The sequence below is a fragment of the Capnocytophaga sp. oral taxon 329 str. F0087 genome, from assembly GCF_000213295.2.
Lineage (GTDB): Bacteria > Bacteroidota > Bacteroidia > Flavobacteriales > Flavobacteriaceae > Capnocytophaga > Capnocytophaga leadbetteri_A.
This window is the reverse complement of record NZ_KN389989.1, coordinates 38,927-63,509: the sequence shown is the minus strand read 5'-3', so window position 1 is coordinate 63,509 and position 24,583 is coordinate 38,927. Positions and strand designations below refer to the sequence as shown.

The window sequence follows — 24,583 nt, the reverse complement described above, 5'->3', positions numbered from 1 at the left end:
ACTTTGGCCTCTGGCTATAGGAGGCTTAGCATTAGGGGCTACTGAGTTCTTAATAATGGGGCTATTGCGTGTTATAGGTGAAGATATGGGATTAACCGATGCCATCACTGGTAGGTTTATTTCAGCTTATGCTATAGGTGTAGTAGTAGGAGCTCCTACTCTCATTGCATTGGCTGCCGAGTACAACCTGAAGAAGATACTTTTATTTTTTATGGTACTCTTCACTCTCTTCAATGGACTTTCTGCTTTTTCGCCAGATTACACAACCCTATTATTAGCTCGTTTCTTTTCAGGATTGCCTCACGGTGCTTTCTTTGGAGTAGGTGCCATTGTAGCTAAACAGTTAGCTCCCAAAGGCAAAGAGGCTTTTGCTATCTCAATTATGTTTGCAGGGCTTACCATTGCTAATTTGGTAATGATACCTCTTCTCACCTACGTAGGAGCCTTAGTAGGTTGGCGTATTGCAATGGGCTGCGTGTCGGCATTAGGGTTACTAACGATGCTATCCATATTCTTTTTCTTGCCTAATGTAGAAAATAAAAGAGACCTCGGTGTGAAGCGCGAAGTGCGTTTATTCTTCAATCCGAGATCTTTATTAGTGTTGGCTATCACCGCTTTAGGTTGCGGCGGACTTTTTGCGTGGTTTAGCTATATACAGCCTTTGATGTTAGAAACAGCTCATATAAACCCCGATATGAAATCGGCTGTAATGATAGTAGCAGGAGCTGGAATGGTAGTAGGCAACCTCTTAGGAGGATGGCTTACAGACCGTTTATCGCCCATTAAAGCTACTATTTGTATCTCGCTATCACTTATCAGTGTATTGCTGTTAGTTTTCTTTTTCTCTCACATTCAACCTGTAGCGTGGGTACTAGCATTTATATGTGGTGCTATGTCAATGTCATTAGGTTCACCACTTAATATGCTTATTTTCCGTTGTGCACCGCAGTCGGAGATGATGGGAGCTGCTTTTATGCAGGCAGGTTTTAATACTGCCAACTCTATCGGAGCCTATGTAGGTGGCTTGCCTTTGCTCTATGGACTCAGTACTAACTATCCTTCACTAATGGGAGCAGGATTAGCCTTTATGGGGTTACTGCTTACTTTCTACTTGAAGCGCATTATCAGATTCTAATTTTCTTACCTTTAAGAACGATTCGTGCTGCTCAATAGCCATTTCTATTTGGGCAACAATTTGTTCTACAGTATCATTCTCATAATCTATCTGCAAAGGAGGTTTAATAATCATTGATTGTTGAACCCCTTTCTTTTTAATATTGATACCCTTCTTATCAAACGAGCGCCTAAAACCGTCTATCACTATAGGCACCACTATCGGTTTATATTGCTTGATAAGATGAGCCGTGCCTTTTCGAATAGGCTTCCAAGGTGAGGTTGTTCCCTGCGGAAAGGTTATTACCCAGCCATCAGCAAGCGCAACACCTATATTTTCTACATCACTTTGGCGCACCTCTCGGTGTATTTCCTTCCCTTTCTCACGCCACGTTCTATTCACAGGTATAGCCCCTGCATAACCCAATATTTTAGGTAATATACCTGATTTCATCGTCTCTGATGCAGCTACGTAGTAAATATTCAGTTTAGGGTTCCAAAGATACCCCACATTATCTAAGGTATCTTTACGTCCTTTTAGGCTAGCATTAAATACGTGATACATAGCCGTAACATCAGCAAAATACGTTTGGTGGTTAGAGATAAACAACACATTCTGAGGTGGCAAAGAGCGTATAATATCCGAGCCCTCAATCTTCAACTGATTAAAGCCGTCATAACGACTGTGCGTGATAAGTCCAAATACGCGGATAAGCCAACGTTTGATGAAAAGGGTATGTCCGAAAGGGTCTTTTTTAAATAAAGCCATTGGTCAAGTATCATTAGTAAGTTAATAAAAATGCCAATGAATCAATTAAGCTTATAACTAATTGACTCATTGGCAAATTTTGTTCGTTAGTTGATTGAAAAATTCTTACGACTACCTATATAACGCTCTTTGCATTCGTGGTATATTCTCACCGCTTCCTCTACATTGCCCCAACCATTAATAGCTACTTTTTTCTTCTCTAAGTCCTTATATACGCTAAAGAAGTGCTCAATTTCTTTGATAAGGTGTGAGTTTAGGTCGCTCAGGTCATTCATTTTATTCCAAACAGGGTCTGATACAGGTACACAAATCACTTTTTCATCAGGCCCTTTTTCATCAGCCATATGGAAAACCCCTATAGGTTTTACTTCCATCACGCAACCTGGGAAAGTAGGTTCAGTAACCAATACCAACACATCTAAAGGGTCTGAGTCTAACGCTAATGATTCTGGTACAAATCCATAATCAGCAGGATACATCATCGAAGAGAAAATCATACGATCGTAACGCACCTTGCGCAAAATAAAATCATACTCATACTTGTTACGACTCCCTTTAGGAATTTCTATCAATACATCAAAAGATAGTTCTTTTTTTTCTGACATTTTTTTTCTTAATTAGTGTTTAGAAAAGCAAAAGTAATAAAAATTTCTAAAAGTAAAAACTTTTTCACTATCAATTTTCATCTTTAGGCTCCTCTACCCTTTCCACTTCAGTAGCCGACCATTCTACCTTGCGCGAAACGTACATCACCACTGCCAATATAGCAAACAGCCCAATGCTTCCTACTAAAAGGGCATAATTCTCAAGCTGAATAATCACATATATAAAACCGTATAGAGCAGCCAAAGAAGCACAAATAAAGGCTGGAAACTTCTTGTTTTTCAGTATTGAAATAGAATATAGACTGATAAGCCCTACCGTCATCAGCGAAGCTATAAAATAGGCAAATGAAAAACTACTATGCTCAGTGATAGAAATAAGCAAGGTGTAAAACAATACAAGAGCTAAACCTATCATTGTATATTGGAATATATGTATTTTTATCTTGCTAATACTTTGAATAAGGAAGAATATCAAGAAAGTAAGCCCTATAACCAAAAAGCCATACTTGGCAGCACGCTCATTCTGTTGATATTCATCTACAGGGATAATAAAATCTACGTCATAAGTATATTGCGAGATATTAGGCAATGCTCCAAACGACTGTTGAGAAAACGGACGATTGATGTGTAGCACACGCCACGATGCGTTAAACCCACTGGTATTAATCTGTTTTTCGTAAGGCAAAAAGTTACCCATAAAACTAGGATTAGCCCAGTTAGAGGTCAGTGTGCTTTCAGTAGTCTTACCGATAGGTACTATCGCTATTTTCCTACTACCATCATACTGTACTGACAGCTGAAAAGAAGGATCGGTGAGAAACTCCTGATAATTGATAAAACCTGTTTCAAGCGATGCTACCTCTATAGATGTGCTACTATTGCCGTCGTAATAGCTAGCATTATCAGTAGATTGCTCATAGATTGGCTCAAAATTATAGCTTTTACCACCTATCTTAATAGCTACACTGTTCTTAATACTCGCAAGATTAGTAGTGCGAATAAGAATAGTAGCTCTCCCCCACTCTATATCGTCATTAGCAATCCCTCTTTGCGAGAAATCAGGAGTTATATAGCTACCATTAAAGTCCATTGTAGCATTAAACACTACTGATTCATAATTATTACGCTTTTTCACCTCTGTTTTTACATTCGAAGTATTCTTAAGCTCCTCTGGGAAGAAATAAGCATACTGAGTCTCGTATGCGTTTTTTTCTTTATTAGTATAAACTTTATAAGGAATTTTAAGAATAGGACCATAAAAGAAGACTTCTCGTCCCCATTTACTGTCGATTTCGTCTATAACCGACTGCTGCCTATCTTTTCGTTCCTCAATGAGGTTCTGTACTAATAGCAAAGGAATGAGCAATATTAAAGTAAGTGCCCCAATAAGCATCAAACGAAATGTGTTTGACTGAAATAGATTAGATGTTGATGATTTTTGTGAATACATAATATAATAATTTACAATTAATAACTAATAAAAGTGCTTTGTATTTCAAAGTGTATAGCTAAAAAAGAAAAGGGAACTCCCTTCTTATATGCTAATTAACAAATCTACTCATCGGCTAATCGACAAGTTTGCTAATTTCTCCAATGCATTTAAATGCTCTTGAAACGCTTCTCGTCCTTTTTTAGTAGCCTTATATGAAGTATTTGTTTTCCGTCCTACAAACGATTTTTCTATAACGATATATTCTTCAGCTTCAAGTGCACGAGTATGACTTGCCAGATTACCATCAGTTACTCCTAAAAGTTCTTTAAGTGTATTAAAATCAGCACTTTCATTGACCATTAGCACCGACATTATCGCCAAGCGAATGCGGTGATCAAAGGCTTTATTAATATTTTCTAAAAGAGACTTCAAGATTATTATAGGCTACTACAAAACTACCTTTTCTTATTTTGTTTTTTAGGTTTATAAAAATTCTTATCGCTTAAAATGTTTGTAATCATATAATTTCCCTGACTATCTTTCTTCAATTGATAATCTACACAAGCTGCCTTCTTTTCCCAGTCTGATAACAAAAAACACGCTCTATACTTATCTTTACCTAAAGATGTTATTTTTAAACTGCGATTGATAGCCGCTCCTTCATAGTCTTGAGCTTGTATAAAAGGGTCATAGCCTAATGAATCGTCTTCATAATCTGGTGATCCTTCAAATACTTTTAAGAAAAGCTCCTTAGATAAATACTTTTCAAATATATTACTTTTCCAATCAGAAGCATCATCGTATGCTACGGCATAAAATTCTTTCAGCATAGCAATAGCCTTTTCTGTATCAGCTTCTTTGTTTTGAGCCCTTAAAGCAGTCCCTCCCATTAAGAGAAATAGCATTATAATAAAAATCTTTGTCTTCATAGTATCAAACAATATTACTTTCGTTCGTATTTAAAGTGCATCACGCCACCGTAAAGAATATGGCAAACGCCAAAACCTAAAACCCAGAACAACAAACCATAACCCGAAAATTGCACTGCCAACAGCCCTAATATTATCTCTGTAATACCGAGGTAATGCACATCGCCAAAAGTGTATTTGCTCACATTCACACACGCCAATCCATAAAAAATAAGCGTCATTGGCGCAAGCAAACCATAGTGCCCATTATTGATAAGCAGTATACACAGTGCTCCACCAGTAAGCAGCGGCAAAGCAAAGTTATAAAATGCTCTTTTAGCAGTAGGGGTTATTAATTTTTCACCATTGCGTTTAGCTTTGCGCATCGAAAACAGATAAGCAGTCAGCACAGAGGCTACGAGTACTAATAGCGCAACAGCTATAATAGCTTTAAAAGTTTTACTTTCTATAATCACATAAGGATAATAGAGGTAATGATGTTGCAGTAACTTATATACCACTGCCGCCCCTATTAGGGCATACACCCCTGCTAATACCCCCGAAAGACCGCTGAGCGAAAGAAATAAGGTAGACTTACGCATCATCTGGCGTATCTCGTGTAGGTCGTCTAAATATTTGTTATCTTGCATACCGAAGCACTTTGTGATGCAAAGTAAAGAAGAAATATCATAACCGCCAAATACTTTAACAAATATTTAACACACTCCCTTGTTATTACTTAATTCCTGCCTTTACAATAGCTTCCACCTCTGCTATCTGTTCCTCTATTCTATTAGGGTCTATCTTGATAGCTTTGTGTACAGAAAAACTCACCGTATTGAAGATACCCAAAGGAAAATGCCCATAACGCAATATTTTCCACGAGTTATTGATAGTAATAGGCACTACATACCCCTCTGGCATCTGCTCCATAATAGTATGCAAGCCTTTAGTTTTAAAAGGGCGCGGCACCCCATTACGGCTGCGAGTGCCTTCTGGGAAGATAAGTCCTGCTTCTTTTTTAGCTGCTAAATCCTTACCAAAAGCCTCCAACTGCGGTACAGCATCTTGCGGACGACTACGGTCTATCAGTACCGAACCATTATTGCGCAGGTTGATAGTAATGCTCGGTATACCTCCCCCTAACTCCTTTTTGCCTACAAAACGCACACTATAATGGCGCAAATACCATATTAACGGCGGAATATCGTACAAACTTTGATGATTTGGCACAAATATGATAGGTGCATTCTTAGGTAAAGGAGCTTCAATCGAAAAACGCACCCAATTACCACTTACTAACAGTATTTTAGTAAGCATAAGCGTCAGAAAATCGACGACTGCTTTGTGAGCTTTACGCCCTATAAAGTGAATACACACCCATTGTATAGGGTGAAAAATAAGCAATAAAAAGCCGTAAAGCAAGTAATGAAGTACACTAAGAGGGTAAGATAGTATTTTCATCATAAAAGTATTGAAATAAAAAACTTTGCCAAAGTAGCTATACCTTAGCAAAGTGTAATGTAGAAAAAAGTTATTAACAATATTCGTTATAAGCCTGCTGAAGATTTTCTGCTATTACTTCAGCCATACGTCCTTCTATGTGATGGCGCTCTAACATATGCACCAATTCGCCGTCTTTGAAAAGGGCAATACTAGGCGATGATGGCGGAAAAGGCAACATATATTGGCGAGCTTCCTCAGTAGCCTCTCTATCTACCCCTGCAAATACAGTGGTCAGATGGTCTGGTTTCTTTGCGTTTTGCAAACTATAGATTACCGCAGGACGAGCATTGCGGGCAGCACAACCGCATACCGAGTTCACTACTACCAAAGTAGTGCCTTCTTGCTCAATAGCTTGTTTTACAGCTGCTGCCGTTTTTAACTCTTCAAAACCAACCGAAGTCAGTTCTTCTATCATAGGTTTTACCAATTCTGGTGGATACATAATATTTCGCTTTTTTTAATTTGCGGCAAAGATAGTAAAAAAAATTATATTACGAAACATTTTGTCAATTGGTTTTTATGTAGTATCTTTGAGCCGCTAACTGAAATTGATAATATAATGACAAAAATTACAACGGCTGAAGAGGCTTTAAAGGTAGTCAAAAGTGGCGATTTTGTCTATATACAGGGGGGAGCTGCAGTTCCCGAAATATTAGTGGATGCCCTCGTTAAAAGGGCTCCTGAGCTCCGCAATGTTACCATAGGGCATATCCATATCGAGGGTGATGCCCCTTTCGCCGACCCCAAATACAAAGATAGTTTCTACGTCAATTCCTTCTTCCTTTCGCGCAATGTACGGCATATCATCAAGGCGGGCAACGGTTCGTATACCCCTATTTTCTTGAGCGATATGCCTTTGCTTTTTGATAGAAAACACATAAAAGTAGATGTTGTTCTCATACAAGTTTCTCCCCCTGATAAATTCGGTTTTTGTTCTATGGGTGTAAGTGTCGAGGCTTCAAAATCTGCTATCCGAAACGCCAAATACGTAATTGCCAAAGTCAATAGGCAGATGCCGCGCACCTATGGTGATGCCCTTTTGCACGTAGATGAAATAGACTTTCTCGTAGAGCACGATGCACCTATTTTCTCGCTACACCTTACCGAACCCAACGCTATCGAAACCCAAATAGCCCGCCATATAGTGCCGCTTATCGAAGACGGTAGTACCCTACAGCTGGGTATTGGCAATATCCCCAATGCCACATTGGCCGAAATGGGGCACCTCAAAAACTTAGGTATCCACACCGAACTGCTAACCGAAGGGGTACTCGACTTAGTGAAAAAAGGAGTTATCAACGGCTACGAAAAGAAGATAGACAAAGGAAAAATCATAGCCTCTTTTGCTATGGGCACACAAGAGTTGTATGACTTTATCGACCATAACCCTTCTGTTGAAATGACAGAAGCCTCGTATTCTAATGAAGTTTCAGTGATTAGGCAGAACCCTAAAATGATTTCTATTAACTCTGCTATCGAAGTGGATATTACCGGACAAGTATGTGCCGACTCTATAGGTACAACTATCTTTTCTGGCTTTGGCGGTCAAATAGATTTCGTACGAGGAGCAATGCTCAGCGAGGGCGGTAAGTCTATCATTGCATTTCCATCGGTTACCAATAAAGGGGAAAGTAAGATTGTTCCTTTCTTAAAGCAAGGAGCTGGAGTGGTAACCACCCGTGCACACGTACAATATATCGTAACCGAATATGGGGTAGCCGAGCTTTTCAGCAAGAGCCTACAAGAGCGAGCCAAAGCCCTTATCGCTATCGCCCACCCCGACCACCGCGAAGCCTTAGAGAGAGCAGCCCATGATATTGTCTTTCTTCATTAAATTAAGCAGCATCAAACACCACAATAAAAAAACCATAACAAATTTGTTATGGTTTTTCTTTTATTTACCCTAAAAATAAGATTATTTTTTCTTACCTTTTTCAGCTTTAGCAGCATCTTGAGCGGCTTTCATAGCAGCACGAGATACTCTTATCTGGCAAACTACAGTGTTATCTGGGTGCATAATCTTGTAGTTTTCTTGAGGCAACTTGGTGATGTACAAACGGTTACCCATTTCAAGAGCTGAAATATCTACTGGAATAAAGTCAGGAAGATTGTCTGGTAAAGCTTTAATTTTTAGCTTACGATTTACCACACGTAGAGTACCCCCTGCCATAACACCAGGCGAAGTACCTTGTATTTGGATTGGCACTTCTATAGTGATTTCTTTGTTTTTGTTAAGTTGATAGAAATCAATGTGAATGATTTTGTCAGTTACAGGGTCAAACTGAATGTCTTGCAGAATGGCAGTATAACTCTTACCATTTACTTCAATCGTAGCTGTATACACGTTAGGAGTGTACACGATGCCAGCGAATGCTAATTCTGGTGCTGAAAAATGCAGAACATCGTCTCCTCCGTATAATACGCAAGGTACCTGTCCAGCATTACGTAAGGCTTTGCTTGCTGCTTTGCCCACGCTTTCTCTTTGAGATCCTTTGATTGTAATTGATTGCATTTATTTATAAATATTAAGTTACATAATAAATTTCGAACTAATCGCCTCATTGTGATGCACTTTATACATTACATCAGCAAAAAGTTCTGCACAAGAGAGTACTCTTATCTTCTTCGATGGCTGTTTCAGAGGGATAGAATCCGTTACTATCAGTTCCTCCAAAGCCGAATTTTCTATCCGTTCATAAGCATTCCCGCTAAGGATAGGGTGTGTAGCTACCGCCCTCACACTCACAGCACCTCTTTCTTTCATCAGTTGCGCTGCTTTCACCAGTGTGCCAGCTGTATCTACCATATCATCTACTAACACCACATTTCTTCCCTCTACATCGCCTATAAGCTCCATCGTTTCAATAACATTAGCTTGTTTTCTTTGCTTGTAGCAGATTACCACTTCGCTTTTCAAGAATTTAGAGTAAGCATAAGCTCTTTTAGAACCTCCCATATCGGGCGAAGCAATACATAGTTTGTCTAAGTTCAGACTTTCGAGGTAAGGTAGAAAAATACTCGAAGCAAAAAGGTGATCTACAGGGCGTTCAAAAAAACCTTGTATTTGGTCAGCGTGCAAATCCATCGTCATTATGCGGGTAGCACCTGCGGCTTGCAATAAGTTAGCCACCAATTTAGCCCCTATAGGCACACGCGGTTTATCTTTTCTATCTTGGCGTGCCCAACCGAAGTAAGGCATAACCGCTGTGATGTGTCTAGCCGAAGCGCGTTTAGCCGCATCAAGCATCAGCAAAAGCTCCATTAGGTTGTCAGCGTTAGGAAAAGTAGAGCATACTAAAAAAACTCTCGTTCCGCGTATCGACTCTTCAAATGAAGGCTGAAATTCACCATCGCTGTAGTAAGACAGTTTCACTTCGCCAAGAGTAGTACCGTATTTTTCTGCAATTTTTTCAGCCAGCTCTACACTTTTTGAGCAAGCGAAAATCTTAGATGATTTGGGGGCAGGTTCACTAAACATTTTGATTATAAATATTAAAGTGGTAAAACTTCTAATGTTTCAGGCTGCAAAGTTACAAAATAAATAATACACTGCAACACTTTAGCATATTTTTTTTCAAAATTATCATTAGTCCTATACATAAACAAAACAGAAAAATTTTCTTTCATAGGCTTCCCTATACAAAGGATATACGATGAATACAGGAAGAGCGAAGGATAAACGAAGGCTTAGCGTAAAATAAACAACCAATAATCGACCCTAAAACAGAAAAATATACTACCTCCCCTAATTTTAGTAAAATAAATTTGGTAGATAACAGAAAATGTACTACTTTTGTCGCTCTAAGAATTATTATTATTATCACTAATATGAAGTTTGAAACAAAAGCCATACACGGCGTAAGAAACAATGATAAGGGAGAAAACTGGGGAAGCACTATTAATATGGCTTCTACTTTCCCTATCAAAGAATATGGAGCGGAACAAGAGTTTGAATACGGACGCGTATCAAGTCCCACTCGTAAAGATTTTGAAACCCTCATTGCCAAATTAGAAAATGGCAAACACGGCTTCGGTTTTTCTTCTGGTATGGCGGCTACCTCATCTGTCTTCACTATGTTCAAAGCAGGCGACCACTTTATCTTTGGGCTTGACATTTATGGGGGTACCTACCGCATTATGCACGACATTTTCAATAAGTTTGGCTTCGAATCTACTTTCGTTGATACCACCGACCTTAGCCAGATAGAAGCTGCTGTGCGCCCCAATACCAAAGCTATCTTTGTTGAATCACCCTCTAACCCGCTGTTAGATGTAACCGACATACGCGGAGTGGTAGCCATTGCCAAAGCACATAATCTCCTCACCATTGTTGATAATACTTTCTTATCGCCAGTGCTCCAACGTCCTTTAGAGTTGGGAGCTGACATAGTACTACATAGCGCTACTAAGTTCTTAGGTGGCCACAACGACCTTATTGCAGGGGCAGCCGTAGTCAATAGCGATGAGTTAGCAGAAAAGATACTCTTTGCTCAAATAGCTTTGGGCGCTTTAGTCTCTCCTTTTGATAGCTGGCTATTGTTGCGCAGTATGAAAACCCTTAAACTAAGAGTAGAAAAAGCACAAGAAAACGCAATAAAACTCCTCGCTTTCCTCAAAACACACCCCGAGGTAGAAAAAGTATATTACCCTACTGAAGCCCATAACAAAGGCAAAGCCATTCAAGAAGCACAAGCCTCAGGCGGTGGTTCAGTATTCTCTTTTACTGTGAAGAGTGAAACCAAAGCCAAATCTTTCTTAGAGAGTCTAAAAGTAGCACTTTTTGCGGTGAGCCTTGGCGGAGTTGAAACCTTAGTTACTCACCCTAGTTCGCTTACTCATACCGAGTTCCCCGAAGAGGAAAAAGTAGCTCGTGGGGTAACTCGCACACTTATCAGAGTAGCCGTAGGTATTGAAGATGCCGACGACCTTATAGCTGATTTCAAACAAGCCTTAGAACAATAATTTAAGAATTAAACAATAATAAGAACTAATAACTAAATATGAGAGTAGCAGTAGTAGGCGTTACCGGAATGGTAGGTAACGTAATGTTAGAAGTACTAAAAGAACACAATTTTCCTGTAACTGAGCTTATACCTGTAGCTTCTGAAAAGTCTATAGGAAAGAAAATTAATTTCAAAGGGAAAGAATATTCTGTAATTGGCTTAGAGCAAGCCGTATCTCTAAAACCCGATGTAGCCCTATTTTCAGCGGGTGCTTCTGTTTCTAAAGAATGGGCACCGCGCTTTGCTCAAGTAGGCACTACCGTAGTTGATAACTCTTCGGCTTGGCGTATGGACGAGACCAAAAAGCTCGTAATTCCTGAAATCAATGCTGATGTACTTACCAAAGACGACAAGATTATCGCTAACCCTAACTGTTCTACTATACAGATGTTGGTAGCTTTAGCACCATTGCAAGCCAAGTATGGTATCAAACGTATTGTAGTTTCTACCTACCAATCAATTACAGGTACAGGGGTAAAAGCGGTACGCCAATTAGAAAACGAATACAAGGGCGAAAAAGGCGAGATGGCTTATCATTACCCAATTCACCGCAATGCTATTCCTCACTGCGATGTATTTGAAGAAAATGGATATACTAAAGAAGAAATGAAGTTAGTACGCGAGACCAAAAAAATATTACGCGACGATACTATAGCCGTTACAGCTACTGCGGTACGCATACCGGTAGTAGGCGGACATAGTGAGTCAATAAATGTAGAGCTAAAAACCGACTTCTCTATTGACGAAGTACGTGCCCTTCTCGCTAAATCAGCAGGTATAAAGGTACAAGACAATACCGACACTAACACCTATCCTATGCCTATCTACGCGCACGGCAAAGATGAGGTTTTTGTAGGGCGTATCCGCCGTGATGAGTCGCAAGCCAATACACTTAACTTATGGGTAGTAGCCGATAACCTCCGCAAAGGGGCTGCTACTAATACTATACAAATAGCTGAGTACCTCATCGCTCATAAACTACTATAATCTACAAAATGAAATACTCAAAAAAAATAGGCTGCTGATTACATTTCAGCAGCCTATTTTTCATTATTTTATTGCAAATTATAATTTGTAAGTCACTCCAAAGTGGAACCCTATAGACGAATAAGGTGCATCAGGAGCTCCTTTGCCCTCCCAGCTATATTCATCTTCTAAAAGGGGCGAAATCTGATTCGCTAATTGTTTCAATCTTTCTGTTTGAGGAAGAGAAGGTGCTCTTTTAAGCATCTCCATATATCCTTTAAATTCTTGCAATTTCAATTCAGTAGTTGCACCACCTATAGTACGAGAAGCTGAAAAGCTTTCTAACTTTGAAGTCTTGCGAGGCACATTGATATTGAGGTATTCACCTTCTACAAACAAACTTATCTTATCCGTTACATTAAAGCGATACCCTATCCCACCAATAAAGCCAAAAGGTATCTTACCGTGAAAGTTCGTCTGGAAATCAGCTTTCATATTTACAACATCGGTTGGAGAAGCCAACGGATTAAATACACGTAGTGGCAAGTTAGCGTTTAGCTTAGTAGTACTCTCAGTCTTCCCTCCTATTTTGGTTACAGCCCCCGCACGTACATACAGATTATCTGTAATGTTAAACACTGCTGAAAGCGATGCTCCGAAAGCACGCCCGTGAGCAGTCATATCAAGGATTTGGTTTTTGTTAGTGGCTATATCTCCACCGTGTAGATAGCCTAACGCTAGTTCAGCTCCCAAACGTTTAGTGAAGAAATATCCTCCACGCAATTGTGCTTGGTAGCCTTCACCATAACTTCCTTTTAGGTCGCTAACGGCAGCTATATTAGTAGCATCTCTACCTACCACTTTCTGGTTTGACTGAAATCCATACCCACCACTTAGCGATACGTATGCTTGTCCGTGCATTGCTGCGATACCCAATACTACTGCAGCTACACTCAATAACTTTTTTTTCATTCTTATATTTATTACTTATTTACAATTTAACAAATCAGCTATCGCTCAATACGCGCTTTATCTCCCTCTACAACTATAGGACGTTGTATGAGTTGAGGGTGTGCCACCATAGCGGCTATTACTTCTTCATCTGTCAGAGTCTTACCTTGATAAAGCTCTTTCCAGATAGCTTCTTTAGTGCGCACCAAATCTATAGGCTGCATTTGCAGCTTATTAAGCAGTGACTTCAGTTCGTCTGTGGTTACACCTTTTTTAAGGTAATCAATTACCTCGTATTCTTTGTCTGTATTCTTTAAATGCTCCAAAGCACATCGCGACTTGGAGCATTTAGGATTGTGATATATTTGTATCATATTTTAATGTTACTATAATAGTATAATCAATTAGCAAATAACTACCTCCACACCGCGTTTTTCAAGTTCTTCTACAAACTCTGGGTCGGCATTGCTATCAGTGATAAGCATATCAATCTTTTCTACATAGCAAATAAACCCAAATCCGCGTTTGTGTATTTTTGATGAATCGGCAAGGACAATAGTCTTATCTACACGCTCCATCATCTTCTTGTTTAAGTGAGCTTCACCTACGTTAGTAGAGCTTAATCCGTAATCTAAATCGATGCCCTCAATACCCAAGAATAAAGTGGTACAAGAGAAATTACTTAAGGTTTCTTCTGCTAATACCCCAACTGTAGAGGTAGAGTTCTTGCGCACCTCGCCCCCTAAGTGAATTGTATTTACATTAGGATTCTTGCATACCTCTAAAGCAACTCGTAACGAAGGAGTTAATACTGTTAGGTTGCGCAACCCATAAAGCTTCTGTGCCAATAGATGAGCAGTAGACCCTGATGAAAGAATAATAAACTCATTTTCCTTGATATAATCTAAAGCTTTATCAATGATGCGCGTTTTTTCTTCTACATTTAGCGTTTCTTTCTCACTCACTGTTTGATCAAATACATAGCGCATTTGCTTACTTGCTCCCCCGTGTGTGCGGTGTAAATAGCCTTCTTGTTCTAAGAGAGTTAAGTCTTTTCGGATAGTTACTACCGAAACTTTTAGCTTATCGCTTAGCTCACTTACGCTAATATATCTTTTAGTCTCTAAACTCTCTAAAATCTTAGCCTGACGTTCATTTAGTACTCTCATATCTTATCTAATTTTATTATTTTTTCAAAATATCTTTTCTTCAATCATTATTAGCTTATCGCTAAACTAAATGCATTTCTAAAATCTTGTAGTAGTGGGTTGAGCTGTAGCAACCTATTGTATTTCTCTTCAGGAGTTACCAATATACGCTTACTAATCTCTTCATTTACTTGTATTTCTATCTTCAGGTCATAATTGCGCAATTGTTTATGCAAATAAGCTAATAGCTTTGGCTCCATCTCTATTACGTCTGTTTTAGCCGTTTGAGTACCTACCTCTAAGTGTAGTACGGTGCCCTCTAATTGCTTATTGGCTATCTGCAAAATAGATGCCTGCAAGCGTTCGCCTCTGCTCAATAAGTGTTGTATATAGGCTTGCCAATACTGCTGAAAAGCCTCTGAGGTAAAAGGTTCACGAGGTAGCGAATTGGGGTCTATTGTATCTTCTTTTGCCTGCCTTTGGTGCTCAGTCTTCAAGTGTACACTTTTTATTGAAAAGCCCGACACCACTCCCGAACGCTGTGCCTTAGTAATACTAGGGACACTAACTACCGGTGTAGGTGCTGGAGCTGGGGGTGGAGACTGTGCAGCAACAGGAGCAACTTCAACATTAAATAAATAAGCCGGTATTATGAAGCGTCCATCATTTTTTTTTTATCCCCCTCATAGGTCAGTGATGCTAATTGCATCAAGGCGATTTCTACCAATAAACGTTGGTTTTTGCTGTTTCGATAGCTCAAATCGCAATCATTAGCGATGCGTATAGCCTCCATTAAGAATGGCACTGTAGCACGCTCACTCTGCTCTGTATATTTTTTTCGAGTCTCTTCGCCTACCTCCATTAAGCTAATAGTCGCCTGATTTTTGCACACCATCAAATCTCTAAAGTGGCTTGCCAAGCCTGCTATAAAGTGATTACCATCAAAACCTTGCGCTATAACCGTATTGAGCTCAAGCAGTAAATCTGGCAACTTATTATCTAAAATAAGGTCTGTTACCTTAAAATAAACCTCATAGTCTAACACATTCAGTATTTCGGAAGTGGCTTGACGGGTAATCTTATCACCTGAAAAACTCACTACACGGTCGAAAATAGAGAGGGCATCGCGCATAGCTCCGTCAGCCTTTTGGGCAATGATTTGCAGCGCCTCATCTTCAGCCTCAATACCTTGTTGTTCTGCTATATATTTCAAATATTCGCGTATATCACTTATTGTAATACGCTTAAAATCAAATATCTGGCAACGAGACAAGATAGTAGGGATAATCTTATGCTTTTCAGTAGTCGCTAAGATAAAAATAGCGTGCTTGGGGGGCTCTTCTAACGTTTTTAGGAAAGCATTGAAAGCCGCTGTAGAGAGCATATGCACCTCATCGATGATATACACTTTGTAGTTGCCTACTTGGGGAGGGATGCGCACTTGCTCTATGAGCTTTCGTATGTCGTCTACACTATTATTAGAAGCAGCATCGAGTTCAAACACATTGAAAGCAAAGTCGTTATCATCTGTTACCCCACTTTGTTCGTTTATTTTTTTGGCAAGGATACGTGCACAAGTGGTCTTACCCACTCCACGAGGCCCTGTAAATAGGAGCGCTTGTGCTAAGTGGTTGTTTTCGATAGCGTTGAGCAGTGTATTGGTAATAGCCTGCTGCCCCACGACATCTCTAAATGATTGTGGGCGATATTTCCGTGCCGAAACTACAAATTGACTCATTAGTATAAAGTTGTACTAAGGTGAAAAATACGATTTATTTTCTCGTTTGGTAAGTACCAAAAATAAAGTTTGAATCTACTACTTTGTTGCCTTGCCTATTTATTAACACCAAATCATTGATACGGATAAGGTGGTCATAACGCAGCAAGGTATGAGTATTTTCATCATAAATAGCCCTTGTGGTGATAGATACTGTGCCTCCTGTTGCTTCTATCTGAGTAGTTACTATAGGAGAAGCAGGCGGAAAATCTGCACAGAAATAAGAGGTAGTAGGGGCTTGGTCGAACGTACGGTAATACAATTTATAACTATCAGGTATTGAACCACTTACGGTCTTTTCTTTATTTTCGAGTACATTAGCGGGCAACTTAAGTATAAGTGCCTGTTTTTGACTATATTTAAACAAAAAAGACACAGCTGTATCATTGCTAGAGCAAGAAAGTACATCAGAATTATCAAACGAAATAGTTTCAACTTCTAAATCACCATCATTGCAAGCTACTAAGCAAAACCCTATCAGCAGCCCTAATAAAAGTATTTTTCTACTCATTAATCTCAATATTTTTGCAAAGGTACAAAAAAAGATAGAAAAGAAAAGAAAAAAGTGAAAAAAGTTAAATCTTCGCTTATCCTTCGCTTATCCTTCGCTCATCGTTCGCTTTGAATAGCTTGTTCTTATACTACTTTTATAAGGTAAATAGGTATAGCTTCAGCTAATGATTAACTACTAAAAAATTGCTTTTTATAATGATTTTATTATTTTTGCAGCCCGAAATAAACAAGAAACATTTTAAATAAAATAATCTATATGAAAAAACTCTTTTCTTTGCTGATGTTTTGTTGCTTCAACTTTACTACTTTTGCCCAGCAAACTACTGAAGTGCGCGGTCGGGTAACCGACGAAAATAAACAACCTCTTATAGGGGTAGATGTCGTACTGGAAGGCACTTCTATAGGAATTAGCACCAACGACAAAGGTTTTTACGAGCTTCATAATGTGCCTGTAGGCAAACAGACTATAGTGTTTAGCTACCTCGGTTTTAAAACTTTAAAAATACGCACCGATGTAGCTCCTAACCCCAGCGGTACCCACACGCACTTAGATGTACAACTCTCTGAAGAACTGACCGCGCTGCAAGAAGTAGAGGTTATCGGGCGCAAAGAGAGTAGTTATAAAAACACTAACTCTTTTATCGGTACCAAAACAGCCTCTGCGCTGAAAGAAGTGCCTCAATCGGTAGGGTACGTTACCAAAGAGCTCATCTTAGACCAAGGGGCTACTACCGTAAATGAGGTGGTGAAAAACATTAGCGGGGTAAACCAAAACTCTTCGTACAACGACTTTTCTATTCGTGGTTTTCGCGCTACAGGCAACCGCAATTCGGGCAACCTGCTAAACGGTATGCGTGCCCAAACGAGCTTGTGGAAACAGTCTTCGCTTGCTAATATTGAGCGTGTAGAGGTTATCAAAGGCCCTGCCTCTGCTCTTTTTGGCAATGCTGCCCCAGGAGGAGTTATCAACCGCGTAACTAAGAAACCGTTGTTTGAAAACAAAAATAGCATCACCGTGGGGGTAGGTAGCTGGAATACCCTCAAAACTTACGGCGACTTCACTGGCCCTCTAAACCCTAAGAAAACATTACTTTACCGCCTAAACTTAGGTTATGAGAAAACTGACTCTTTCCGCGACTTGCAAGGCTCTGAAAGCATTATTGCTGCCCCTTCGTTCTCTTATATCCCTAACGAGAAAACGCATATCAACGTTGATTTTGTGTATCAGAACTTTAACGGCAAAATAGACCGCGGACAGTCTGTACCTGCTGATGGCAATGTATACTCTACCCCTATCAGCCGCTCGCTAAGTGCTGCTAATGATTTCCTAAAAGAAAACACTCTCAATACTACCATAGCCCTCACTCATAAATTCTCTGACCATATTTCGTTAAACGCTATTTACCTTAACTCTTCTTACAGCGAAGATATGTTAGAGCACACCCAAGCTAACTTATACTACAAGCAAATAGGCAATGGGGCTAACGCTTTTCGCTATGCTGACCCTAACAAAGTGATGATGACTGCTAATCAACGCAAACGGTATTTTGCTAACAATAGCTTCAACACTTACTTCAACTTCAACTTCAATACTGGTATATTGAAGCACAAGCTATTAGTAGGTTATGACTATTTTATTTCAGAACAAAAAGCAGGTTCATCTTCTATTTCGGCACAAGGTTATTTGAGCAAGGATAAAACTAAAGTCGTAAACACCTATACTACTACTGCCAATGTATTGGCAGGCTCAGTATTGACTCCTACTACTAACGTACCTGTATTTGACCTATACGACCCTATAGCAGGCAATGCGTATAAAGACATTAGCAAATACATCTGGAAACAAAACACGCTAAACCCTTATGAGGAATACTCTCACGGGGTATATGTGCAAGAGCAGATAGACATCAGTATTGTGAAGCTACTTGTTGGATTACGCCAAGAGTGGTTCACCGAAACACTAAACAAGGAGACTACTAAAGAGATTAGTCGCCAGACAAGTGCTTTTATACCTCGTGTGGGATTGGTAGTAGAGGCATCGGAGAACATCAATCTTTATTCGACTTGGGTTAAAGGATTTCAGCCACAAGGGGCTAATATACAATCTGACCCTGACCGCTATGGAGGGCCTTTTGATTATATCAAGAGTGAATTATACGAGGTTGGATTGAAGACCGAATGGTTTAACAAACGCCTAAGTGCCACACTAGCCATATTTAAGATTACGCAAGAGAACTCTTTAGAGCAAAGTCCGAAAGCAGGTAAAGCTGATTGGCGCGTGCCAGTAGATGAAGAATCTAATGGATTTGAATTAGACGTAGCTGGACAGATATTGCCTAACTTTAGTGTGGTAGCGAACTATGCTTATACTGATGCTCGTATCGTGAAACTAAAAGAAGAAGGAGCTATTAAAGACCTAAACGTACAACGCCCCAGCACTCCCCGCCACGCGGCTAACCTCTGGACGAAGTATATCTTTGAAAATGGTAGTTTAAAAGGACTCGGAGCAGGTATAGGGGTTAGCTACGCCAGCGAACGCCTAGGACAGGTAGGACGCCGTGCTACCGCTGCTTCTTACCCTGATTATACACTACTCAATGCGGTACTTTATTATAAGGTGAAAGATGTACAGCTACAGCTAAACGTAAATAATGTGCTAAATCGTACTTATTGGATAAGCGGTTATGACAACTTACGCAACTTCCCTGGAGCTCCACGCAACATAAATGCTAGTGTAACTTATAGATTTTAAAAGAAAAAAGCACTCACATTACCCTGAGCTACCCATTGCCTATCATATACCTCATCGGCAAAAGCTTTATCATTAACTACCTGCAACCCTTGAGCTCCGGCTTTAAGGGTTAGCAGGTTGCCGATAGTGGTTTTAGCACTCAACTTGCTTAACAAGGCTTTTACTGTACTTAAAGATAAGTCATTGGCTACTTGCCCTTGAAAAGGCACTTCTAACCATATTATTTCTTTCTTCTCTACATCTAAAACTCCAAACAGCAATCCTTTTTGCAACGGCTGAGTAATACGCACCTGATGGATAACCGTAGAAGGGTCGTAAGCTACCCCCGTGCGCTCAGATACTTTCATCTTATGTTTACTATCCATCCAGCCTACTACTAAATTAGGTGATAGTGCCCCATTAGAATAAGCATTGCACACAAAAGTTACGTACTTAGCTTTCTTTCGGCGCAAGATATTTACATCGATATTGATATACTCGGCAGTACCTACTTTATTAGGAATACTGCGAATATCACCACTATGTTGGCAACCCGTAGCGGTAAGTCTGCCATAATAGCATATATCATTTTTCATTTTGCTTCCTTCTTCAAAGATGATATGGCACGACAAGTCCATATCAAGATGCTGCGCAGGTAGGTCTTTACCCCATTGCATAAAGAGGCGTACCTCATTACCTTCTAAAGGGAATTTAGTGCCCATTAAGGTCGCGTTAAAGTCGTGTATAGTAGTACTTCTATCGCCTATAGGCAAAGGAAAGTGATACAGTTGTTCGTCTATAAATATCGTTTTATGGGGATTGGGGTATGCTGCGAACTTTCGACGTATTACCCACAAGCAAAGCTCTTCTATCGCTGTTTTCATCTGGGCTAATTGTTCCTCGTTATAGCCTAAATTTACCCATTGGTTTTTAGGCACCTCTACATAATCACCCGTAATGATTTTCACAGAACGCGTACCGTGTGGTGTAAAATAAAGATCGGCGTAATTATTGAGGGTAAAAAGCAAGCGCATAGGCACTTGGTCTATTACCTCTTTGAAAGCTGTGATAGTAGCTTCAGTACCTACCCATAACATTGTAGCGAATAGTGAGCGCGCAAACTGAGAAGGACGTTCTTTTAGATACCCCAAAACAGTATCTGTATCTACATTTAGGTAAGCCTGTTGTACCTTGCCTTGCCATACCTCATATTTCTGATGATAGAAAATATCTAACAGCATAGCGAGCTTTTCAAAGCCTTTTTTCTTGCTGTACTCAGCCAAGCGCAAGGCGCGAATAAAGCGTACCCACATCTCGCGCTTGGGGTGCATCAGTTCGCAAGCTTTTTCTGCAGAGAGAGGCAAAGTATTGAGCCAACGCGCCACTCTTGCACATTCTTTACGCGAGTATTTCAAGCGAAGTTCTTCTTTTGCTTCTATCTTTGCTTCTTCATTCTTATTTAAAGGGTAAACAATATGACTGTAGTTTTTAGCATTTTTAGCAATAATTGTTTTAGGAGGTAATAGCTGCAAGAACCTCGTCTTCTTATACCACAAATAACGTAGAATATCGGTAGGAGTGCGAAAACAAGTCCCTGCTGCTACTTCATTGCCTTCTGAAAGAAGATAACTATCCACTACTAAGATAAGGGTTTCTTTCATTTCGATAGTAGTTTTTTTATCTACAGAAAAGTAAGGCAACAAACGTTTGAGCGAATCTACTTGAGTAGCATCTAAAGCTGTTTTAGAAGCCAATAGGTTTTGGTAATAAGCATTTGCGTCTTGTTCGCGCCAAAGGTCGAGGATTTTGAGTTTGCTACCCTGCTCGGTACACTCTATCTTACCTAACTGAAAAGGCGTACCACAAAAAGGACAACCATTATAACGCCACAGCGGAAATGTACCATAAGGAATATAGTGCCCACAAGCTAAAAAGCGCTCGTGTTTAGGCGTAAAATATTCTCTATTATAGTTTTTAATATCGTTTGCCTCATAATAATCATCGTAATCATACCAATAACAAATATAATCATCATTCTTTACCAAATCAGGAAATTGGTTGTAGAAAGCAGTAATGATATGATCTATCGCACTCTCTCCTGTAGGCACTTCCCAATTCTTGATAAGCGGTGCCCAGTTGAGTTTTACATTAAGTATTTGCTTAATAGTGCGCACTACCAATTGGCGATACTCGTTATTAGTACCGTTGATAGCGTGCAAGAGGTCTTCGGTAACACCAAAGCCGTGTTGGCGCAAAGCAGCTACCAATTCCAATGTTCCTGGCTGTATAGCTCTTTGTGCGACCATACTATCAGGTATATAAAGCGCATTTTGCCTAAGCGCAACTTTTAGTAAAGCGGTTGTTTTTTCCATAGTATAAAATAAAAAAGAAAGGTAATCACGGAAGTAATTCTTACCTAAAGAGAAATGAAGTAACTTCCGTTTGACCTTTCTTTATTAATTATAAACACAGATTTTTATTCTTCAGTAGAAACTTCTACTTCTTCAGTAGCGTTATTATCATCGTCATCTTCTTTCATCACTTTGGTAACAGCGGCAATAGAGTCTTTGCCTTTGATATTGATGAGTTTTACGCCTTGGGTAGCACGTCCTGAAATGCGTAAGGTATCAATTGAGAGACGTATCGCAATACCAGACTTATTGATAATCATTAAGTCTTCGCCTTCGGCTACACTCTTAATAGCTACTAACTGCCCTGTCTTATCAGTAATAGAAATGGTTTTTACCCCTTTTCCTCCACGGTTAGTAATACGATATACTGCCTCGTGAGTTTCAGGATCGTCTATATATGAGCGCTTACCATATCCGTTTTCTGATACTACCAATACAGTCTCTTCAAGTGGATTTTCGATAGCTATCATACCTACTACTTCATCGGTTTCGGTGTCGAGGTCGATACCACGTACTCCTTGTGAGTTACGCCCTACCGCACGTACTTTATCTTCACCAAAACGAATTGCACGACCAGACTTCACAGCTAACATCAGCTGACTGCTGCCTGAGGTTAGTTTTGCTTCTATCAGTTCGTCTCCCTCCTTAATAGTAATAGCGTTAATACCATTCTGACGCGGACGAGAGTACTCTTTGAGTAACGTTTTCTTTACAATACCTTGTTTAGTAGCCATAATTAGGTAGTTGCTGCTGATATAGTCCTCATCTTTGAGATTTTGCACACTCACGAAAGCCTTAATCTTGTCGTCTTGCTCTATATTGATAAGGTTCTGTACAGCACGCCCTTTGGCAGTCTTGCTACCTTCTGGTATTTCGTACACGCGCATCCAGAAGCATTTACCTTTTTGGGTAAAGAATAATAGGTATTGGTGATTAGAACTTACAAATAGGTGTTCTAAGAAATCTTGGTCGCGAGTGGTAGAGGCTTTTTGTCCTACCCCTCCCCTGCTTTGTGTTTTATACTCGCTTAGTGGGGTGCGCTTGATGTAGCCTGCGTGCGAAATGGTAATCACCATTTTGTCATCAGGTATCATATCTTCTACGCTAAACTCACCACCAGCATACTCAATAACAGAGCGGCGCTCATCACCATATTTTTCTTTTATTTCTAATAACTCTTGTTTGATAATCTCGACACGGCGCTCTTTGCGTGCTAAAATATCTTCGAGGTCTCGTATTTCGGCTAACTTCTGTTCGTATTCCTCTTTGGTTTGCAAAATGAGGGCTTTGTTGATACGACGTAGTGCTAATGCCAAAATAGCTTCGGCTTGTACATCAGTAAGGTCGAACTCAGCTATCAAATCTTCTTTTGGCTTATCGTGAAAACGAATAATCTCAATAGCTTTGCCCATTGTATCTTCAGTAGCCATCACCTTCATAAACCCTTCCAAAATATGGATACGTTCTTTGGCTTTTCGCAATTCGAAATCAGTACGGCGATACACCACCTCGTGACGGTGCTCTACAAAGTGATAAATAAGGTCTTTGAGGTTTAACAGCTCTGGGCGACCTTTTACTAAAGCGATATTATTGACACTGAAAGAAGTTTGTAGTTCTGTGTGCTTAAAAAGATTGTTCAGCACCACATTAGGCACTGCATCTCGTTTTAGGAAGTAGACGATGCGTATTTTGCCACGTGCTGACTCATCGCGTACATCGGTAATCCCCTCAAGCTTACCTTCTTTTACCAAGTCTGAAGTTTTCTTAAGCAATACAGATGTATCTACTTGATAAGGCACCTCTGTAACGACTATACATTCCTTGCCTTTTACTTCTTGGAACTCGGTTTTAGCACGAACAATCACACGACCACGACCGGTTTTGAAGGCCTCTTTTACGCCCTCGTAGCCGTAGATAATTCCTCCTGTAGGGAAATCAGGTGCTTTAATATATTTGATAAGTTCGTCAATTTCTATATCATTATTATCAATATAAGCTATAGTACCATCGATGACCTCAGAAAGATTATGAGGCGCCATATTAGTAGCCATACCCACGGCAATACCTGCTGAACCATTTACTAATAGGTTAGGGATACGAGTAGGAAGTACGGTAGGCTCTTCGCGTGAGTCATCGTAAGTAAGCTGGTGATCCACTGTTTCTTTGTCGATATCACTGAGCATATCTTCAGAGAACTTGCGCATACGTGCTTCAGTATAACGCATAGCCGCGGGAGAGTCGCCCCCCATAGAGCCAAAGTTACCTTGCCCGTCTACGAGCATATAGCGTAGGCTCCAATATTGTGCCATACGCACCATAGTGTCATAGACAGCGGTATCGCCGTGTGGGTGGTATTTACCGAGCACCTCACCCACGATAGCGGCTGATTTCTTATAGGCTCTACTGCTAAGTACGCCCATATCATACATACCATACAATACGCGGCGGTGTACGGGTTTGAGACCATCACGCACATCGGGTAGGGCACGCGAAACGATTACGGACATCGAATAGTCGATATACGCAGATTTCATCTCATCGCTGATATCTACAGGAATTAGTTTTTCTCCTTCTGTCATAATTAATTTACTCTTTGAAAGTAAGGGTTTTTATTACAATTTAGCGCGCTAAGATACAATGTTTTATTAGAATAGCCAAAGAAAAAGCAATAATTTTTAAACAAGAACGTTTAACTTATTGGTTATCAGAAGTTAGTAATAAAGTAATCTATACGAAGATTGTATGAGATA

The 24,583-nt window shown here is 39.9% G+C and carries 23 protein-coding genes; 5 read left to right on the top strand and 18 right to left on the bottom strand.

Annotated elements, in window-relative coordinates; genetic code table 11:
* The first annotated feature begins 10 nt into the window (after positions 1–10).
* Complete coding sequence (locus tag HMPREF9074_RS02880) at positions 11–1,135, top strand: MFS transporter (RefSeq protein WP_034539620.1); 1,125 nt, start codon at positions 11–13, stop codon at positions 1,133–1,135.
* Here HMPREF9074_RS02880 and HMPREF9074_RS02875 read toward each other — a convergent pair.
* From HMPREF9074_RS02875 to HMPREF9074_RS02840, 8 genes are all read right to left on the bottom strand, one after another.
* On the bottom strand, positions 1,094–1,882 hold the full coding sequence (locus tag HMPREF9074_RS02875; RefSeq protein WP_009389814.1) for a lysophospholipid acyltransferase family protein: 789 nt from the start codon (positions 1,880–1,882) through the stop codon (positions 1,094–1,096). The genes HMPREF9074_RS02880 and HMPREF9074_RS02875 overlap by 42 nt on opposite strands.
* Positions 1,883–1,968: 86 nt before the next feature.
* Positions 1,969–2,487 carry an inorganic diphosphatase gene (locus tag HMPREF9074_RS02870; RefSeq protein WP_009389813.1) on the bottom strand — a complete coding sequence of 173 codons (519 nt, stop codon included), beginning with the start codon at positions 2,485–2,487 and terminating at the stop codon, positions 1,969–1,971.
* Between the two features lie 70 nt (positions 2,488–2,557).
* Positions 2,558–3,937, bottom strand: coding sequence for a cell envelope integrity protein CreD (creD, locus tag HMPREF9074_RS02865; RefSeq protein ID WP_052141361.1), 1,380 nt, complete (start codon positions 3,935–3,937; stop codon positions 2,558–2,560).
* 108 nt (positions 3,938–4,045) lie between these two features.
* A complete protein-coding gene (locus HMPREF9074_RS02860) occupies positions 4,046–4,351 on the bottom strand; it encodes a winged helix-turn-helix domain-containing protein (protein WP_009389811.1) in 306 nt (101 codons plus the stop codon).
* A 23-nt stretch (positions 4,352–4,374) separates the two neighbouring features.
* Complete coding sequence (locus HMPREF9074_RS02855) at positions 4,375–4,848, bottom strand: hypothetical protein (protein ID WP_009389810.1); 474 nt, start codon at positions 4,846–4,848, stop codon at positions 4,375–4,377.
* 14 nt (positions 4,849–4,862) lie between these two features.
* Positions 4,863–5,477, bottom strand: coding sequence for a hypothetical protein (locus HMPREF9074_RS02850; protein WP_009389809.1), 615 nt, complete (start codon positions 5,475–5,477; stop codon positions 4,863–4,865).
* Between the two features lie 85 nt (positions 5,478–5,562).
* The gene (locus HMPREF9074_RS02845; protein WP_009389808.1) at positions 5,563–6,294 is read right to left on the bottom strand and encodes a lysophospholipid acyltransferase family protein; all 732 of its coding nucleotides are present in this window, start codon (positions 6,292–6,294) and stop codon (positions 5,563–5,565) included.
* A 70-nt stretch (positions 6,295–6,364) separates the two neighbouring features.
* Positions 6,365–6,775: a BrxA/BrxB family bacilliredoxin gene (locus tag HMPREF9074_RS02840; RefSeq protein ID WP_009389807.1), complete on the bottom strand. Its 411-nt coding sequence runs from the start codon at positions 6,773–6,775 to the stop codon at positions 6,365–6,367.
* A gap of 117 nt (positions 6,776–6,892) precedes the next feature.
* On the opposite strand from HMPREF9074_RS02840, the gene HMPREF9074_RS02835 reads away from it, so the two are divergent.
* Positions 6,893–8,167, top strand: coding sequence for an acetyl-CoA hydrolase/transferase family protein (locus HMPREF9074_RS02835; RefSeq protein ID WP_009389806.1), 1,275 nt, complete (start codon positions 6,893–6,895; stop codon positions 8,165–8,167).
* An 81-nt stretch (positions 8,168–8,248) separates the two neighbouring features.
* Here HMPREF9074_RS02835 and HMPREF9074_RS02830 read toward each other — a convergent pair whose 3' ends face one another.
* The gene (locus HMPREF9074_RS02830) at positions 8,249–8,845 is read right to left on the bottom strand and encodes a 50S ribosomal protein L25/general stress protein Ctc (RefSeq protein ID WP_009389805.1); all 597 of its coding nucleotides are present in this window, start codon (positions 8,843–8,845) and stop codon (positions 8,249–8,251) included.
* Between the two features lie 18 nt (positions 8,846–8,863).
* A complete protein-coding gene (locus HMPREF9074_RS02825; RefSeq protein ID WP_009389804.1) occupies positions 8,864–9,811 on the bottom strand; it encodes a ribose-phosphate pyrophosphokinase in 948 nt (315 codons plus the stop codon).
* Positions 9,812–10,161: 350 nt separating this feature from the next.
* Here HMPREF9074_RS02825 and HMPREF9074_RS02820 point away from each other — a divergent pair, with 350 nt between their 5' ends.
* Together HMPREF9074_RS02820 and HMPREF9074_RS02815 are read left to right on the top strand one after the other, a co-directional pair.
* Positions 10,162–11,295, top strand: a complete 1,134-nt coding sequence (locus HMPREF9074_RS02820) for a trans-sulfuration enzyme family protein (RefSeq protein WP_009389802.1) — start codon at positions 10,162–10,164, stop codon at positions 11,293–11,295.
* 38 nt (positions 11,296–11,333) lie between these two features.
* Positions 11,334–12,323 carry an aspartate-semialdehyde dehydrogenase gene (locus HMPREF9074_RS02815; protein WP_009389801.1) on the top strand — a complete coding sequence of 330 codons (990 nt, stop codon included), beginning with the start codon at positions 11,334–11,336 and terminating at the stop codon, positions 12,321–12,323.
* A gap of 78 nt (positions 12,324–12,401) precedes the next feature.
* Here the strand turns inward: HMPREF9074_RS02815 and HMPREF9074_RS02810 are convergent, their stop codons facing one another.
* From HMPREF9074_RS02810 to HMPREF9074_RS02785, 6 genes are all read right to left on the bottom strand, one after another.
* Entirely contained in the window at positions 12,402–13,274 is an 873-nt protein-coding gene (locus tag HMPREF9074_RS02810) for an outer membrane beta-barrel protein (protein WP_009389799.1), read from the bottom strand.
* A 38-nt stretch (positions 13,275–13,312) separates the two neighbouring features.
* Positions 13,313–13,627: an arsenate reductase (glutaredoxin) gene (arsC, locus tag HMPREF9074_RS02805; protein WP_009389797.1), complete on the bottom strand. Its 315-nt coding sequence runs from the start codon at positions 13,625–13,627 to the stop codon at positions 13,313–13,315.
* 30 nt (positions 13,628–13,657) lie between these two features.
* Positions 13,658–14,422, bottom strand: a complete 765-nt coding sequence (locus HMPREF9074_RS02800) for a DeoR/GlpR family DNA-binding transcription regulator (protein ID WP_009389795.1) — start codon at positions 14,420–14,422, stop codon at positions 13,658–13,660.
* Positions 14,423–14,472: 50 nt separating this feature from the next.
* Complete coding sequence (locus tag HMPREF9074_RS02795) at positions 14,473–14,898, bottom strand: hypothetical protein (protein ID WP_034539617.1); 426 nt, start codon at positions 14,896–14,898, stop codon at positions 14,473–14,475.
* A gap of 152 nt (positions 14,899–15,050) precedes the next feature.
* The gene (dnaX, locus tag HMPREF9074_RS02790) at positions 15,051–16,139 is read right to left on the bottom strand and encodes a DNA polymerase III subunit gamma/tau (protein WP_009389791.1); all 1,089 of its coding nucleotides are present in this window, start codon (positions 16,137–16,139) and stop codon (positions 15,051–15,053) included.
* Positions 16,140–16,173: 34 nt separating this feature from the next.
* Complete coding sequence (locus HMPREF9074_RS02785; RefSeq protein WP_009389788.1) at positions 16,174–16,689, bottom strand: hypothetical protein; 516 nt, start codon at positions 16,687–16,689, stop codon at positions 16,174–16,176.
* A 258-nt stretch (positions 16,690–16,947) separates the two neighbouring features.
* Here HMPREF9074_RS02785 and HMPREF9074_RS02780 point away from each other — a divergent pair, with 258 nt between their 5' ends.
* Positions 16,948–19,443, top strand: coding sequence for a TonB-dependent receptor (locus HMPREF9074_RS02780; protein WP_009389786.1), 2,496 nt, complete (start codon positions 16,948–16,950; stop codon positions 19,441–19,443).
* Here the strand turns inward: HMPREF9074_RS02780 and HMPREF9074_RS02775 are convergent.
* Positions 19,440–21,794 (bottom strand): hypothetical protein, encoded by a 2,355-nt coding sequence (locus HMPREF9074_RS02775; RefSeq protein WP_009389785.1) that lies wholly within the window; start codon positions 21,792–21,794, stop codon positions 19,440–19,442. The genes HMPREF9074_RS02780 and HMPREF9074_RS02775 overlap by 4 nt on opposite strands.
* A 104-nt stretch (positions 21,795–21,898) precedes the next feature.
* Positions 21,899–24,412 (bottom strand): DNA gyrase subunit A, encoded by a 2,514-nt coding sequence (gene gyrA, locus HMPREF9074_RS02770; protein WP_009389784.1) that lies wholly within the window; start codon positions 24,410–24,412, stop codon positions 21,899–21,901.
* Between the last annotated feature and the right edge of the window lie 171 nt (positions 24,413–24,583).